This window comes from Bythopirellula sp. (assembly GCF_041737835.1).
Lineage (GTDB): Bacteria > Planctomycetota > Planctomycetia > Pirellulales > Lacipirellulaceae > Bythopirellula.
In genome coordinates, this window is sequence record NZ_JBGSQY010000064.1 from 41,706 (window position 1) to 56,963 (window position 15,258).

13 protein-coding genes are annotated in these 15,258 nt (G+C 55.3%); 9 read left to right on the plus strand and 4 right to left on the minus strand.

All coding sequences use genetic code 11. The features are described from left to right. Window position 1: 1 nt before the first annotated feature. A complete protein-coding gene (locus tag AC6T8Q_RS18640) occupies window positions 2-1,711 on the minus strand; it encodes an HAD family hydrolase (RefSeq protein WP_500680514.1) in 1,710 nt (569 codons plus the stop codon). 149 nt (window positions 1,712-1,860) lie between these two features. On the opposite strand from AC6T8Q_RS18640, the gene AC6T8Q_RS18645 reads away from it, so the two are divergent. The 4 genes from AC6T8Q_RS18645 to AC6T8Q_RS18660 all read left to right on the plus strand — a co-directional run bounded on the left by AC6T8Q_RS18645 (window position 1,861) and on the right by AC6T8Q_RS18660 (window position 6,772). Then, window positions 1,861-3,309, plus strand: coding sequence for a phytoene desaturase family protein (locus AC6T8Q_RS18645; RefSeq protein ID WP_500680515.1), 1,449 nt, complete (start codon window positions 1,861-1,863; stop codon window positions 3,307-3,309). A 231-nt stretch (window positions 3,310-3,540) separates the two neighbouring features. Then, window positions 3,541-3,969, plus strand: a complete 429-nt coding sequence (locus AC6T8Q_RS18650; RefSeq protein WP_500680516.1) for a 3-hydroxyacyl-ACP dehydratase FabZ family protein — start codon at window positions 3,541-3,543, stop codon at window positions 3,967-3,969. Window positions 3,970-4,046: 77 nt separating this feature from the next. Next, the gene (locus tag AC6T8Q_RS18655; protein WP_500680517.1) at window positions 4,047-4,880 is read left to right on the plus strand and encodes an enoyl-ACP reductase FabI; all 834 of its coding nucleotides are present in this window, start codon (window positions 4,047-4,049) and stop codon (window positions 4,878-4,880) included. A gap of 338 nt (window positions 4,881-5,218) precedes the next feature. Beyond that, window positions 5,219-6,772: a serine/threonine-protein kinase gene (locus tag AC6T8Q_RS18660; RefSeq protein ID WP_500680518.1), complete on the plus strand. Its 1,554-nt coding sequence runs from the start codon at window positions 5,219-5,221 to the stop codon at window positions 6,770-6,772. Here AC6T8Q_RS18660 and AC6T8Q_RS18665 read toward each other — a convergent pair. Continuing rightward, window positions 6,764-7,978, minus strand: coding sequence for a 3-oxoacyl-ACP synthase III (locus AC6T8Q_RS18665; protein ID WP_500680519.1), 1,215 nt, complete (start codon window positions 7,976-7,978; stop codon window positions 6,764-6,766). The two genes, AC6T8Q_RS18660 and AC6T8Q_RS18665, sit on opposite strands and share 9 nt — an antisense overlap. Before the next feature lie 40 nt (window positions 7,979-8,018). Here AC6T8Q_RS18665 and AC6T8Q_RS18670 point away from each other — a divergent pair, with 40 nt between their 5' ends. Together AC6T8Q_RS18670 and AC6T8Q_RS18675 are read left to right on the plus strand one after the other, a co-directional pair. Then, window positions 8,019-8,744 (plus strand): CPBP family intramembrane glutamic endopeptidase, encoded by a 726-nt coding sequence (locus tag AC6T8Q_RS18670; protein ID WP_500680520.1) that lies wholly within the window; start codon window positions 8,019-8,021, stop codon window positions 8,742-8,744. 558 nt (window positions 8,745-9,302) lie between these two features. Further along, a complete protein-coding gene (locus AC6T8Q_RS18675) occupies window positions 9,303-10,046 on the plus strand; it encodes a gamma-glutamyl-gamma-aminobutyrate hydrolase family protein (RefSeq protein ID WP_500680521.1) in 744 nt (247 codons plus the stop codon). 236 nt (window positions 10,047-10,282) lie between these two features. Here AC6T8Q_RS18675 and AC6T8Q_RS18680 read toward each other — a convergent pair whose 3' ends face one another. Together AC6T8Q_RS18680 and AC6T8Q_RS18685 are read right to left on the minus strand one after the other, a co-directional pair. Further along, the gene (locus AC6T8Q_RS18680; RefSeq protein ID WP_500680522.1) at window positions 10,283-10,870 is read right to left on the minus strand and encodes a DJ-1/PfpI family protein; all 588 of its coding nucleotides are present in this window, start codon (window positions 10,868-10,870) and stop codon (window positions 10,283-10,285) included. Continuing rightward, a complete protein-coding gene (locus AC6T8Q_RS18685; protein ID WP_496919017.1) occupies window positions 10,867-11,274 on the minus strand; it encodes an acyl-CoA thioesterase in 408 nt (135 codons plus the stop codon). The genes AC6T8Q_RS18680 and AC6T8Q_RS18685 overlap by 4 nt, the downstream gene beginning before the upstream one ends. A gap of 165 nt (window positions 11,275-11,439) precedes the next feature. Here AC6T8Q_RS18685 and AC6T8Q_RS18690 point away from each other — a divergent pair, with 165 nt between their 5' ends. The 3 genes from AC6T8Q_RS18690 to AC6T8Q_RS18700 all read left to right on the plus strand — a co-directional run bounded on the left by AC6T8Q_RS18690 (window position 11,440) and on the right by AC6T8Q_RS18700 (window position 14,117). Continuing rightward, entirely contained in the window at window positions 11,440-11,931 is a 492-nt protein-coding gene (locus AC6T8Q_RS18690) for an ACT domain-containing protein (protein ID WP_496919016.1), read from the plus strand. Window positions 11,932-12,076: 145 nt separating this feature from the next. Continuing rightward, window positions 12,077-12,781 carry a hypothetical protein gene (locus AC6T8Q_RS18695; RefSeq protein ID WP_500680523.1) on the plus strand — a complete coding sequence of 235 codons (705 nt, stop codon included), beginning with the start codon at window positions 12,077-12,079 and terminating at the stop codon, window positions 12,779-12,781. A gap of 4 nt (window positions 12,782-12,785) precedes the next feature. After that, window positions 12,786-14,117: an HD domain-containing protein gene (locus tag AC6T8Q_RS18700; RefSeq protein ID WP_500680524.1), complete on the plus strand. Its 1,332-nt coding sequence runs from the start codon at window positions 12,786-12,788 to the stop codon at window positions 14,115-14,117. Window positions 14,118-15,258: the final 1,141 nt, after the last annotated feature.

The window sequence follows — 15,258 nt, forward strand, 5'->3', positions numbered from 1 at the left end:
CTTACACGCCCGTTTCGTATTTCTGTGTGATATATTTCGCCAACTCTTGGCGGCTTGCTTCGGCGGAAAGATTCGGATCTTTCTGCACACGGCACGCAAACGCGGCGAGCTCATCGTCGTGAATCACTTCGCGGAACCAATTCGCGTAGTCTCCTTGCTTGAGATGATGCAGCCAAGTGTCGTCGTCTAAGCCCTCGGCAACTTGCATGAACATTCGCAGATTTTGCACGCCCAAGTTGAGCTTGTCCTCCGGTCCGCGGAAATAAAATCGCATGTCGGCATCCATCTCGCCGTCGAGATACGTGCGTTGATGCCGCAAGTGTTCCCCCTTGGGCTCGATCCGCTTAAGCCAAGTGGGTGGTCCCTTTTCCTGCCACCAGATGGCCGCTTGGTGAGGCTCGCCGTCTTGCGGGGGCGCAAGGACACCAGGAGTTACGCCGATCAACGAACTATAATTCTGTATCAAACGTGCCGGGGTCTCACTGAGTGCCAGAAACACGTTGGCAGTTTCGAGAATGTCGGGGTGTAATCGATCCAGAAACGCCGTGATGAACATGATGCCGCCGATTTGTTCGACATTGATGTCCTCGCCATGCTGCCATGTTTTGGGGAGCGGATAGTGGGCTTCGTCGACCAGAATCCAGTGGGGCCGGCCCGTTTTGCGGCGATATTCGAGCAATGACCGCAAGAGTTGATTGAACAGCTTCGGCTGATTGTCGGTTTTCGTGCCGAACAGACTGACCACGCAGTTCTGTTTCGGTTGGCTGAGCACTTCGATCACTTCTTCCACCGTGGGGGCTTGCTCACGTGTGCCAAGCACGATCGCGCTGTCGAGACCTTGGTAATCGCCTTCGGGATCGATGATACAAGTTTGATAGCCTTCGGCCATCAATTGTTCGAGCACGCTGATGGCGAAGCGAGATTTCCCCGCCGCGGGATCGCCCGTCACTAGCACGCGGGTATCGCACAGCGGGACGCGAATCTCCTGACCGACCAAATCTTGGCCGAGCAAGGCTCCTTGATCGCTGCGCAGATGAAATTGCTGGAGATCGTTATCCAAGAGTTGTTCGACGACATGTGTGACACCAGCGCCACGATCTTGCGTGAGAATCCAATCGGCACGCTCTTTCACGCTATCGAGCGCATTATTCACCGCTGCCGAAACTCCGCAGAGTTCGAGAAATGCTTGATCGTTCTCCGCATCGCCGACGCCGACCGTGTTGTGGGGCGAGATGCCAAGTTTCTCCAGCGCCGCCGCGAGTCCCACCGCCTTGTTGATGTTGGTGGGGAGCACCATCACGGCCCCTTTGTTGAAAATGATTTGCAGTTCCAATGTCAGATCGCGAATCGTTTCAAACACGGCCGTTTCGTGGGGTGTCCAGGTCGCGACGATCACGTGACCAATTTCCAAAGGGGGCACGCCACGTTCGCTCAGGGTGTTCATGAACTCCAGCGGCGGGGGTGAGGCCAACAAGACTGTTTCTTCGGTGGCCGGATCAAGGATCACTGCGCCATTTTCGGCCACGATCAAATCGAACAAGCCCGTGTGGGGAAAGACTTCCAGCAGCGTCGGCAAAACGCGGCCAGTCACGAGAACCAAGCGACGGCCCGATTTTTTTACTTTGCGCAGTGCTTCCACTGTTGCATCGTCGACTTGGCCATCAGTGGCAAGGGTGCCGTCGTAGTCGACTGCCAGAGCGTGATATTGCATGAAATTCCGTCCGGAATGAGGATTATGATTTCTTCTCTAACTACGCAATTTCGATGCCAGTAAGCTCCATCCGCCGCTTACCAAATACAGGGAATTTGTCTATCATTGACGGTCTTACCGATTACCGAATTCGATTGAATAGTAGCGACATGCCTAAGGATTTTCTCAAAGACGCACGCGACGAATATGACGTCATAGTCATTGGCAGCGGACTAGCCGGCCTGACCGCGGCGAACATGCTCGGTGCCAACAGCTATCGCGTGTTGCTGTTGGAACAGCACTACAAGCTGGGTGGCATGGCCACGTGGTTCAAGCGGCCGGGCGGGCACATCTTCGACATTTCGCTGCACGGTTTTCCCTACGGCATGGTCAAGAGTTGCCGGCGGTATTGGTCGAATGAAATTGCCGATAGCATCGTGCAGCTGGATAGGATTCGCTTCGACAACCCGATGTTTTCGCTCACGACGACCTTCAACCGCGAAGACTTCACCAAGCTCCTGATCGAGCAATTCCAGTTGACACCGGAAGTGGTTCACGGCTTTTTCGACGCGGCGCGGAAAATGGATTTTCAGGACGATCAGCATCTCACGACACGTGAGTTGTTCGATCGCTTCTTCCCCGGCCGCGAGGATGTGATTCGGCTGTTGATGGAGCCGATCACCTATGCCAATGGCAGCACGCTCGAAGATCCCGCGATCAGTTATGGCATCGTGTTTTCCAATTTCATGTCGAAGGGCGTGTTTACTTTCCAAGGAGGAACCGACCGCCTGATCGAGCTGATGGAAAAAGAGCTTATAAATAATGGCGTCGATATTCGGATCCGTTGCGACGTCGAGCGGATCGTGTGCGAAGTGGGCAAGGCACGGGGCGTGGAAGTCGGCGGCCGGTTGATCAAGGCCAACGCGGTGATTTCCAATGCGAACTTGAAGCACACGATTTTTGGCTTGGTGGGTGAAGAGAATTTCGAGCATCAGTTTGTCGAAGAAGCCCGCGCGGTGCGGCTCAATAATTCGAGCACGCAGGTTTACATGGCTCTTAAGCCCGATGATACGATTGAGGAATCGACCGGCGACTTGCTGTTCAGTTCGACGGCCCCCGTATTTCGCACCGATTTGCTGTTGAGCCGCGATATTACAAGCCGCACGTATTCGTTTTACTATCCGCGGACGCGACCGCAGGGACGACCACGCTGTCTGATCGTGTCGAGCACCAACGCTCGCTACGAAGATTGGGCCGACTTGTCGGATGTGGAATATGAGGCGAGCAAAGGTGACCTGGTCGAAACGACGCTCGATGCGCTGGATAAGTATGTTCCCAACATCCGCGAGCGGATCGATCACGCTGAAGCCGCCACACCGCGGACTTTTAAGCACTACACCCAGCACGTCGCCGGCGCAAGTTTCGGCACGAAGTTCGAAGGACTCAAGGTGAGCTTCGACGTGCCCAAGCAAATCGAAGGGCTGTATCACGCGGGCAGCGTGGGCATTATCATGTCCGGCTGGTTGGGAGCGATGAACTACGGCCGCATGGTGGCGAGCGACGTCGACAATTTGCTCACGAGCAAGGGTTCGCGTCCTGCTGCGGCAGCTACGGAATAGAGAGTAATAGAACACGGACGAACGCGGATTGGGCGGATTTATACGGATAAGAATTTTATTACAGGAGAGAGCAGAGGGAGCAGAGTTATTTAAAAAATATGATGGTATGAATGTTGGGAATACAAGCAATTATTTCCAAGTCCATTTCTCTGCTATCTCTGCTTCCTCCTGTAAAAAAATCCGCGACGATCCGCCCAATCCGTGTTTATCCGCGGCCTATGGAATGAATTTATGAGCCTAGAAGCCATTAAAGCCGCGATTCCCCATCGGGAACCTTTTCTCTTGATCGACGAGATTGTCGAGCAGGAAGAGAACCGCATCGTCTGTCGCAAGACGTTCACCGGCGATGAATTCTGGTACGCGGGGCATTACCCGAAGTATCCGATCACCCCCGGCGTGTTGCTTTGTGAAGCGGCCATGCAGGCAGGGGCCGTGTTGCTTTCGAGCAAGATCGATCAAAACGGCGATGCTGTGCCCGTGGCCACGCGGGCCAACAATGTGCAGTTCAAAAAGATGGTGCTTCCTGGCGATACCGTGTTGATCGAGACACAACTCGTCGAGAAGCTGGCGAACGCCTTTTTCATGAATGCGAAGATTACCGTGGGTGGCAAGATCGCTGTTAGATTCGATTTCGCTTGCACACTTGCAAAGCCGGAATGATGAATTCAATTTTTCGATAACTTTTTAAGAACCTCCCCTAGCCCCTCCCACTGAGTACAGCGGGAGGGGGATTAAAAATGGCCTGTGATTTTCTGCAACTTTCTGGCAAGCGCGTTGTCGTGTTTGGCGTGGCCAATCGCAAGAGCGTGGCCTTTCATGTTGTGCAGGAATTGCTTGCGGCAGATGCTGAAGTCGTGCTAGTCGTTCGTTCCGAAGAACGGAAGGCTTCCGTCGGTAAATTGCTCCCCGAATTGTCGATATTTGTTTGCGACGTGCAGCATCAGGAGCAGATCGATCGGCTCGCAACGGAATTAACCGCGAATTATGACCGGTTGGATGGGGTCGTCCACTCGATTGCCTTCGGCGATTACTCAGAAGGTCCCAAGCCATTTCATGAAACGAGCAAAGATCAATTCCTGCGAGCGCTCGACGTGAGTTGCTTCTCGCTTGTAGCGATATCCAATGCGCTCAAGCACTTGCTCAGCCGCGATGCTTCGGTGGTGACGATCTCGATTTCCACCACGCGCATGGCCAGCGAAAACTACGGTTTCATGGGCCCCGTGAAGGCGGCCTTGGATTCGAGTTTGGCGTTTCTGGCCAAGTCGTTCAGCAACTTTTCGGAGGTGCGGTTTAACGCGGTCGCGCCTGGGCTGTTGAAAACGTCGGCTTCGGCGGGTATTCCCGGTTATGTCGATTCTTATTTGTATGCCGAGCGAGCCACCCTACGGGGGAAGGCGGTGCAGACTGGCGAGGTCGCCGCTGCCGTAGCTTTTCTACTTAGCCCAAAGTCCAGTGGCATCAATACGCAGCGAATCGTGGTCGATGCAGGGATGGAAGTGAATTACTTCGATCATCGCTTGATTGAAGGCTTCTTAAGCAAGGACCCTGATAAACCGCACCAGCAAACTTAACAGAACTGTCCGCAAGTTGAACATTTGCTGGGATGTAAAAAATACTGCGTAATCCCCACCAATTTCAGTGGTTGGAGGGGGTAGGATGATGGCAGATTCGCGAAAAGCATGATATTCTGGGAAGTGAGGCGGAGTCACCAGGAATCGGGCAGTTACTGGTTTGGGACGAAACGGATTGTCGGTCCGCGGAGACTCCAGCGGGTAACAGAGAACTTTTCTTGGCGGCCTTTGTTCGAAAGGTCTGGGTATGCATACGCCTGTGGCTGTAATCTGCAACTTGATTCCTGCCAATAATTTGCGTTATAGCGTATTGCTTGCCTGCCATCCCACCTGACGCCATGTCGAAACAACCGGCTCAAAGTTTTGTCGATCTCGTCAAACGTAGCCAACTGATTGAAGAAGAGCAGTTGGAACGTTTCCTGGCGAAGCTGCGCGCCGCCAACGGCGGGGCGCTCCCCGAAACACAAGAAGCCCTAGCGCAAGCGCTCGTTGAAGCCGACCTGCTGACCGAGTGGCAGTCCGACAAATTGCTCTCCGGCAAGCACCGTGGTTTTATCCTCGGCAAGTACAAGTTATTGCGGATGCTTGGCAAAGGGGGTATGAGCAGCGTTTATCTCGCCGAGCATATCCTGATGCGCGCCCGGCGGGCAATTAAAGTGCTGCCCAAGAATCGCGTCGCTGATGCGACGTATCTGGATCGGTTTCGCATCGAAGCCCGCGCCGCGGCGAAGCTAGACGACCCAAACATTATCCACACGTACGACATCGACGAATTCGAAGGCCAGCACTATCTGGTGATGGAGTATGTTGAAGGCCAAGATCTTCATCAGTTGGTGAAAGAGCAAGGCCCGCTCGATTATCTCGTCGCGGCGGATTACATCGCCCAAGTGGCGCGGGGATTATCACACGCTCATGCGATGGGCCTGATTCATCGCGACATCAAACCCGCCAACTGTTTGGTCGACAAAAATAAAGTCGTGAAGCTCTTGGACATGGGACTCGCGCGAATCGTCGAAGACGATGAATCGCTCACACTCGATAACAACGAGAACGTGCTAGGCACGGCCGATTATTTGGCTCCCGAGCAGGCCCTCAACAGCCACAAGGCCGATGCCCGCTCGGATATTTACAGCTTGGGCTGTACATTCTATTTCTTGTTGACGGGCCACCCACCGTTCCCGGATGGTTCGATCTCCGAGCGTTTGCTGAAACATCAGGTCGAGCGGGCCCCCAGCATTTTGAAGGACCGCCCCGATGCACCGCCGATCTTGGTGCATATCTGCGAAACAATGATGGCCAAGAAGGCCCACGAGCGCTATCAGACGGCCGATGAAGTCTCTGAATGCTTGGCGGAATGGCTGGCCGATCGTGGGCGTGAAGTTGGCGACAGCGGCAAGAATTTGCTCAGTGGTTCGGGCGGCGTCGGGAGCGACGTGTTCCGCCGTTTTGCTCAGTCGATGAATCGTTCCGGTGATTCGGGCGGTAAATCACAGGCGGGGAAATCAGGCAACAAGCTCGTTGCTCAGGTGGCTGTCACGGCGGTTGAGGACGAGGAAGAAATCGGCCTGGCTCCGCTTGAGGAAGATAAACCCGCCAAGCAGGTCGAAACTTTTCTTAAGACGGAAACCAAGCCCGAAGATACTCTCAAAGCGACTTTAAGCGATCCGCAGCCGCTCAAACGTCAGAAATCGTTGGTCGAAGAGGCGTTTGAACTCGAAGCGCAAAAAGAAACCGCTAAGATCCAACCCCGCGCCAAGCCCGGTGAGTTTGATCCATTGCGTCCGCCCGGTTACTCAGGCCCCAGCTACGGAACGCCCGGATGGGTGTATGTCTTGGTCGGCGTGGGCGTTGTCGCCCTGTTGGGGGTGGTGTTGGTGATCGCCTTAAATTAGCGGGGCGTCTTCGGTCACCGCAGCTTCGATCCCGCCGCGGACTCGTGTCTCTTGCCATTCCACGCCCAGCATCTGGCAGTTGATTCCCGAGCCAATTCCCAGCAGCGCCACTTTGTCGCCCCGTTCGATGTGTTTCGCTTCGGCGGCGAGCGTAAGGGTCACGGGCAAGGCCGCGGCACCGGTGTTGCCAAGTGTTTCAAACGTCGAGAAATCGAGCTTCGTGTCTAACCCCAACGCTTCGAAGAGCAACTTGCGATGGGCGACGCCGACCTGATGGCAAATCGTTTTACTAATCGCATCACGTTGCCAGCCAGACTGCGTAAGGAAACGAGCGAAAGTCTCTGCTCCCGTGGCGACGCCTTCCTTCATCAGTTGTTCGCTGTCGGTGTGCATGAATGTTTCCATCCCGGCACTTTGACAAAGATCGTGATGCTCGGTGTTGGCGAGTGCGGTGGCCGTTGTGAACTTGTTCTTCGTGCGGCTCAGTTCTTCATCGCACAAGAGAACCGCCACGCTGGCCGAGCCAATGGTTAGCGAGGCGATCAGGTTCTTGATGTTTTGGCGATTGAGAGATTCATCCGCATTAAGCCGTTCGATGGTGTTCTCGACAAGTTGCCGGCCGGATTCAGTACCAACGACCAACCCCGCACGGATTTGGCCCAGCTCGATCATGTTGGCCACTTGGATCATGCCCGTGAGAATTCCCAAACAGGCATTCGACACGTCGTAAATCAAACAATCGGGGGTCAGGTCCAAACCATGGTGCACGGAACAAGCGGTGGCGGGTTCGAGATAATCGCGGCAGACCGAGCCGTGGACAAGGGCTCCGATGTGATGCCGCTCCATCTCGGCGGCTTGAATCGCTTGTTCGCAGCTTGTGAGGCTCACTTGACCGGGTAACGTGCCAGCTTGAAAAAAACGCCGTTCGCGAATGCCAGTCATCAGTTCTAATCGCCCGTGCGGCAGCCGTAGCCGTTCGTACACGGGCGCGAGCCGATGCTCGAGCTCGTCGGTGGTGACGACTTCGCGGGGCAGGGTGTAGCCCAGGGCTTCGAGGCAAACTCGTTGGTAATTCATCAATGACGCCGCAAGGTTGCGATGGACACGCAAGGTGAAACTTTCACAATACAAGGCAGGATAGCGCGAGGCAACCGCCGCCAAGATCGCACGTGCATCAGCGAATGAAATAAAGTCGTTAGCCGGCATCGTCCCGATGCCGTTCAATTACTCAGAATTTGGTACCAGAATGGATCACAACCATCGAACCCGCGACTGGATCGCCGTGATCTTCGCCCTAGTGTTACCAACCGTGGTGACACTGGCGTATTTCGTATTGGCTGCGGAGTTTTCGCCGACCGTTCAGCAAGTGACATATGGCGTTGCCAAGACGTTCCAATTCTTGTTTCCCATTGGGTTCGTCGTGCTTGTCCAATGCCGTTGGCCTCAGCTTTGGCCCTTAAGCACGCGGGGCGCTGGTGCGGGACTTCTGTTTGGCCTTGCCGTGAGTGCGGCCATGTACGCGCTATATCATTTCGGGCTGAAATCGACCGAATTCTTTGCCGCCGCTGCCACGGAAATGCGCGAGAAGATCGATGGCATGGACTTGGAGTCAGCCACGGTGTTCATTGCCGTGGGAGTGTTTTACAGCCTCGTGCATTCCTTTTTGGAAGAATACTACTGGCGGTGGTTTGTGTTTGGGCAAATGCGTGAGCTCACCCGGCTGTGGCCCGCGATTGTGGTTTCATCGCTTGGTTTCATGGCGCATCACGTGCTTGTCATCGGCACGTACTTCGGATTTTTCTCGCTCGTGACGTGGCTGTTTTCGTTCTGCGTGGCCATCGGCGGCGCTGTCTGGGCTTGGCTCTACGACCGCTCTGGGAGCTTGTTGGGGCCTTGGCTGAGCCATTTGTTGGTCGATGCGGCAATTTTTTTGATTGGCTACGAAATCGCCGGGTCGTTACTCCAATCGTGACATTTCCCGACAATTTCTGCCCTTAGTGGTTGTCGGCCAAGAATACACCATCTTGTGCTAGCAGAAAAATTTGGGCCCAACATAGGCTAAGTCCTTGCCTTTATCAGACACTCGGTTAAATTCACCCCCACGACTTGCATCCTCATGCCTATGCCGTGTGACAACGGCCACAGCCACAAGGAGTGTTTCTGAGGCGAAGCGATAGGGACGTCAGCCCGAACTTGATAAAGCGGAGGGAATTCCGCATGGCGACACAACTCCAGTGGGGTTGTTAGCAATAGCTCCCAAGAGCCGCAAGCTCTAAGAGCAGTCATGGGTCGGTCAGGCTTCGAGATATTATGGATTCTACAGGTGCCAAGGAAGGTACAGCCGCGGACTTTTGTTTCGCGTTTGAATAGGCCACCTGTCAACGACCAGTTCTTGCGGTGACGTTTCTTTAATTTGATCCGAGCAGCATCAGGGGCCGCCGGTTTAACTATTCGCTTTGCACCACAAACGCTCTCCTGCGGAGTCCAGGACCGTAAGGCGCATTATGCGCCGGAAAAGGAGTGCAAAGCGATGACCAAGCCCGTGATTGGTGTTAACGCAGACTATCGTTCGGCCAAAGGAGACACGCCGGCTTATTCCTGTCTGGCTGCCGGCTATTTCGATGCCATTATCAAGGCGGGGGGCCTGCCCATTATTCTTCCCCCGTATCAAACAGAAGCCGACGTCGAGCAAATTCTCGATCATCTCGATGGCGTGTTGTTTGTCGGCGGCGCTGACCTCGACCCGCGCCGCGATGGCTGGATGCTACATCCCACGGTCCGATTGCAAGATCCCCGTCGCGAAGCGTTTGATCGCTGTATGATGCGCAAGGTGGCCGACCGTCGTCTGCCCGTCTTCGGCATTGGTGCGGGCATGCAGTTGCTCAACGTCTCGCAGGGTGGAAATCTTATGCTGCACATCCCCGAGGATCGTCCCACGGCCTTGCCACACAAAGATCCCTTGGACCCCGCCCATCGCCACACGTTGGAGCTCGTCCCCGGCACGATCATGGAACGCGTCTACGGCGACGGCGAACTACGCGTTAACAGCATGCACCACATGGCAGTTGATGAAGTCGCCCCCGGCTTCAAAGTTTCGGCCTGTTGCCCCGATGGCATCGTCGAAGCGATCGAGAGCACGATGAGCGATTGGTTCGCGATGGGAACTCAATTCCATCCCGAAGCCGAAACCGCCTCCGCGCTGGACGTTCGCATCTTTGAAGAATTCTTGATGGGTGTCTCAGAATTCCAAGGCGCTATGCGACTCGTCGCGTAATCCTTCGAGAGAACTTACCCCGGTTGCGCACAAGCGAACCGCGGGGCTCGTCTCGTAGGACGCGAGTTAACGACCCAGGACCCGACACGGGATAGGGATGCCCGTGTCAGGTCTTTTTTATTGGGCTTATTAAAGGGTTTAAATCGTTGGCGTTAGCTTAGGTATCGTCGCGTTCGTCGCCTAATAATACAGTCAGGCGACGCTAGTCGACTATCACTGCGCACGGCGCCCGCGGCTCACGGAAGCTGGGTCGTGCCCAACACTTTCAGAAACTCGCGCATCCACGCGCCGTTGGCAGGCCAAGCGGGGGAAGTGACGAGGTTGCCATCGACGCAAACGCTGTCGAATTTTTCGCTTGGCGGATCCCATTGAGCACCGGCGCGTTCGATGTCGGGCTGCAGGCTCGGATAGGCTTGTAGTTTGCGGCCTCTCAGCACGCCGGCCGTGTTGAGGATCATCGGGCCGTGGCAGGTAGCGGCGACCGGCTTGTTGGCAGAGAAGAAGTGCTGGACGACGGACTGCACCCGCTTGTCGAGCTGTAAGTATTCGGGCGACCGACCGCCTGGAATCAGGAGCGCATCGTACTTGCTCGCCTCAACGTTGTCCCAGTCTATGGTGATCGGAAAGTTGTGGCCCCGTTTTTCGCTGTATGTGCCGTGACCTTCAAAATCATGAATGGCCGTGGCCACTTTGTCGCCGGCTTTCTTGTCGGGGCAAGCGACATCGACCGTGTGGCCCATCATTTCGAGGATTTGCAGCGGGACCATCGCTTCGTAGTCTTCGACGAAATCGCCGACCAGCATCAGGATGAGTTTGCCGCTCATTGAGGGACTTCCTCCGCTAAAGGATCTTCGTAGAGCATGCTGGGCATGCGTTGGATTTGGCCCGCGCGATTGATGCAGGCCAGCGTGCTTTCCGCTTCGGCAAGCAGCATGTCGTCGCGATAGACCTTGTAGCTGTGGTCGATGCGAGCCGCGGTGGCGCGTTCGACGGTGGTGACGATCCGGAGCGTGTCGCCGAACTTGGCGGGCAGCAAGAACCGGCAACCGATTTTATGGACGACCAGCAGGTAGCCGTCGCGTTCCAAATCGGCGTAGTGATGCCCCGCCGCCTTGAGCATCTGCACGCGGGCGAGCTCGAAGTATTGGAAGTAGTTAGCATGATGAACGATGCCTTGTCCGTCGGTTTCGTAGTAACGGACTTCAATTTCGATTGAGTGTTGCTTCATGGCGGAGGGGGTTGGAGGCGGTCAACGGGGCGGGATTTTGTATCGTAGCGAACTCAACCAACGAGCGGGACCCATCTTGAGCAGATCGTTGCATTTGGTCGGTGAGAATCCTATACTACGCCTTGATTTACGCACTCTGATAGCGTTTTTTCTGGAGGCCATTCGATGAGTACAGGCGAAAATTCGGGGATCGGTTTCTCGACCATGCGGGGCCGCGACTATCCTTCGATCCGCCAATTTACGGTCTTCCTGGAAAACCGCGTCGGCCAGCTGTTGGAAGTCGTGCGGCGATTCGAAGGAAGCAACGTCCGTATCGTGGCGCTAACGATCTCCGATTCGGCCGAATGTGCGGTTGTGCGGTTCCTGTTGAGCGACCCCGAACAAGGCCGCGAGGTGCTGGAACGCGCCGGGCTGGCGATTGTGGAATCCGATCTCATCGGCGTGGAACTTCCCGACAGCCCCCAGCCGTTGTTGCAAGTCTGCACGGCGCTGTTGCAGGCCGAGATCAACATTTCGCAGGTCTATCCGCTGCTCGCTCGGCCGAACGATCGCCCCGCGGTAGCTTTGATGGTCGACAATAACGAGTTCGCGCTCGAGACCTTGGCGGCCAAGGGATTCAAGACCGTCAACGAAGACGATCTCAAAGACAGTGATTAGTAATTCGCCTAAGAATTTAACTGCTGATGGACGCTCATAGACGCTGATAAGACTTAGATTCAAACTTGCTCCTTATAATTATTTGCGAAAATAGCGCGGATTAGCGGTTAACAAAACGTCTTAATTTGCTAGGAACAGCTTCTCGATGCCCATTCAAGTTACTTGCCCCGGCTGCCTCACTAAGTTTTCGGTTGCCGATCAACATGCCGGCAAGTCGGGCGCTTGCCCGAAGTGCAAGGGGCCGATTCAGATTCCGGCGAAGACCGATGAGGTCATTATCCACACTCCCGAAATGGAAGCGGGAGCCAAGGACGCCAAGGGGCGTAACGTCCTCAAGCCGATCAAACGCAAAGAAACCAAGTTCAACACAAACATTTTTCTGATCGTTGCCGGCGGCGCGTTGCTGGCGATCATCGTGTCGTGGCTCGTTGGGCGGCAATTCGCGACCGAGGGGGTGCCCTCCTGGTTCCTGGCCATGGGAGCCGTGTTGCTTGGCCCGCCGTTGGCCTATGCCGCCTATTCCTTTCTTCGCGATGACGAACTCGGCGTTTATGCCGGGACCGATGTGGTGGTTCGCTCGCTCGCGTGTGGGTTGGTTTATGCCCTGATGTGGGGCGTGTACGTTTACGTGGGTTGGAATGTCTTCGGCGACGATGCGTTCAAAGCGGGCCTCGAGATGGTGCAGATCGGCATCCTGATCGCCATCGTGGCGGGGATTGGCACGTTCGCGGCGTTTGTGTCGTTTGACCTCGATCCCATCACGGCGTTCTTTCACTTTGCTCTCTACTTTCTGATCACGGTGGGCCTGCGATTTGTCATGGGGCTCCCTTTCTTGCCGGGGATGAACTGAACCCGTGAGCAATCTCCGCGAGATTCCTGAGATCGCCGCACTGCGGAATGGGCAGGGATTGGTCAGAATCCCGCCGGAGTTGGACGTGCCGCTCACGCATCGCGTGAAGCAATTGATCGACACGCCCGAGTTCCGCCGCTTGAGCCAGATCAGCCAATTGGGCCTCGTCGGCCTGGTTTATCCGGCGGCGAATCACACGCGATTCGAGCATTCGCTGGGCGTGTATCGCATGGCGCTGTTGTCCCTCGACCGCTTGGCCGAGGATCAGCGATTTGCGGCGGTTGTGACGCCGCGGGATGCCGAGCGATTTCTCGTGGCGGCCCTGTTGCACGATCTGGGGCACTGGCCGTTCTGCCATCCGATTGAAAACATGTCGCTGCCGCGCGTGCCGAGCCACGAGCTCTTCGCCAACAGCTTTCTGCTGGAAGGCGAAATCGCCGATGCGCTCCGCGATGAATGGGACATTCAGCCTCGGGAAATCGTCGAAGTTCTTTCCGGTAAACCCAAGGACCGCTGCAATCGCATCCTGCGGAGTTTGCTCTCGGGGCCGATCGACGTTGATAAGCTCGACTACCTCGTGCGCGACAGCCTGCACGCGGGAGTGCCGTATGGTCGGAATTTCGATCAGCCGCGGTTGATTCAAAGCTTGTGCCTCAACGAAATGGGCGATGGCTTGGCGATCACCGACAAAGGCAAAACTGCCGCTGAGATGATGGTCTTTGCCCGTTATGTGATGTTCAGCGAAGTTTACTGGCATCACGCCGTACGGGCCGCAACCGCCATGCTGCAACGGGCCTTTTCGATGCTGCATCAATCGCTCGACATCGACCCGTTGTTTCGACTGACCGAACGGCCGATGATCGATGCGCTGATGACCGCGGCGGGCGATGGCCCTGCTCGCGATTTGCTTGATGGGTTGTTCGGACCAACGCGCCGTTTGTACAAGCGGGTCACGCAGTACAGTTTGTTTCAGGAACCGCAGCTGTATCAAAAGCTCGCCCGCAAACCTTATCCGTGGCTGGTGCGGTGTGCGGAAAACTTTGCGGGTCTTGCCAGCACGGCGTTGTCGCGGATCGTGGCCAGTCATGAGATTCTCTTCGATGCGCCTCCTGTGAAGCTTGAGGTTGAGTTCCAAATCGACGTCCATTTCCCCAAGGAAAATTGCTACCGCCGACTGGGCGATATTTCGCCCGTTGTCCGCACACTCGCCCGCGAGCAGTTCGACGATTACGTCAAACGAGTGCGTGTCTTCGCTCATCCGCGAGTCGCCGAGGACTTGCGCTCCTTGCCGCGCCTGCCCGAGCTCATCGCCGAAGCGGCGGAGCTGACGGGTTAAGGGGAAGTTCTGAGTTTAGGCGTAGGCCGGAATAAGCTCCGCGCAGTTCCGGCTTGGCATTGCGTGTTCTAATTCTACGAATTCATCAGCTTTGCCAGCTTTGCGAGGTTTGCTTGGTTTGCGGCCTCTTAAATGTTGCCAAGCAGGGGGAAGGACTGCGGACAATGGACTGTAGACTGTGGAGTTTGTCTATCGTCTACCGTCTTACAGTCCACGGCCCTGGCAACTTTGTCATCTTGTTCAACTTTTGCAACTTTGTCATGCCTCCGCGATGAATAAGTTCGAAGGATCTCAGGTCATTCTGTGAGAGTCTAGGAGACCGAAGAATCTCGTTTCCATATTCACACGGTTTGTAGGCGTACTCCTCGCGCCGTCTTGCTCGGCTCACAATGACGAATACGTCGATGAGCTTACGAACTCCCCCGCTCACGCGGGAGGCTCGCCAAGCAGAAGCGAACATAGCACATCCGCGCGGCCATTTCCTTCTTAAAATTTGGCCACCTCATTACGTCATTCCCGCGCAGGCGGGAATCTAGAATTCTTCACGCAGAGAGGCTGAGTGCGCGGAGGAAACGAGCGTTAAGAAAATTTCTGGCCACGAAAAACACGAAGTGGCACAAAAAGGATTGTTGACAAGGGAATTCCGCCACGGGGGTCTCGGAGGGTAACCACGAAATAGGCGAAAGACACAAAAGAGAGAAACCACGAATCAAACGAATCGCACGAATGAGAGAATAGAAGCCGTGGAGCAGTAGGAGCATTCTACATGATATATGCCAATATTCATCGATTTATTATTCTGATGCTGATGTATTAATCCAATTAGCACTTAGCAAGGATGCCGACTTGTGAAGCCAGTACTAACTCTCAGTATGCTCCTGTCCATTTATGTACAAACTGCTTATTGCCATGCAGCAACGATTACCTATCAATTCTTGCCATTCGAATCAGTAAAGGCAGATTGGTCATTTGATGGTGGCTACATCACGACAGATGGAACACTGCGATAGCCCAGGACTTTCGGACAGTGGCGGGAGCCGGAATAATGGTTCTCGAAGGAGGTCCGATAGATGGACATACAAGCGAAGCAACAGCGGCCGACGTACAGCGATGAGTTTAAGCGAGATGCGGTGCGTCTGGT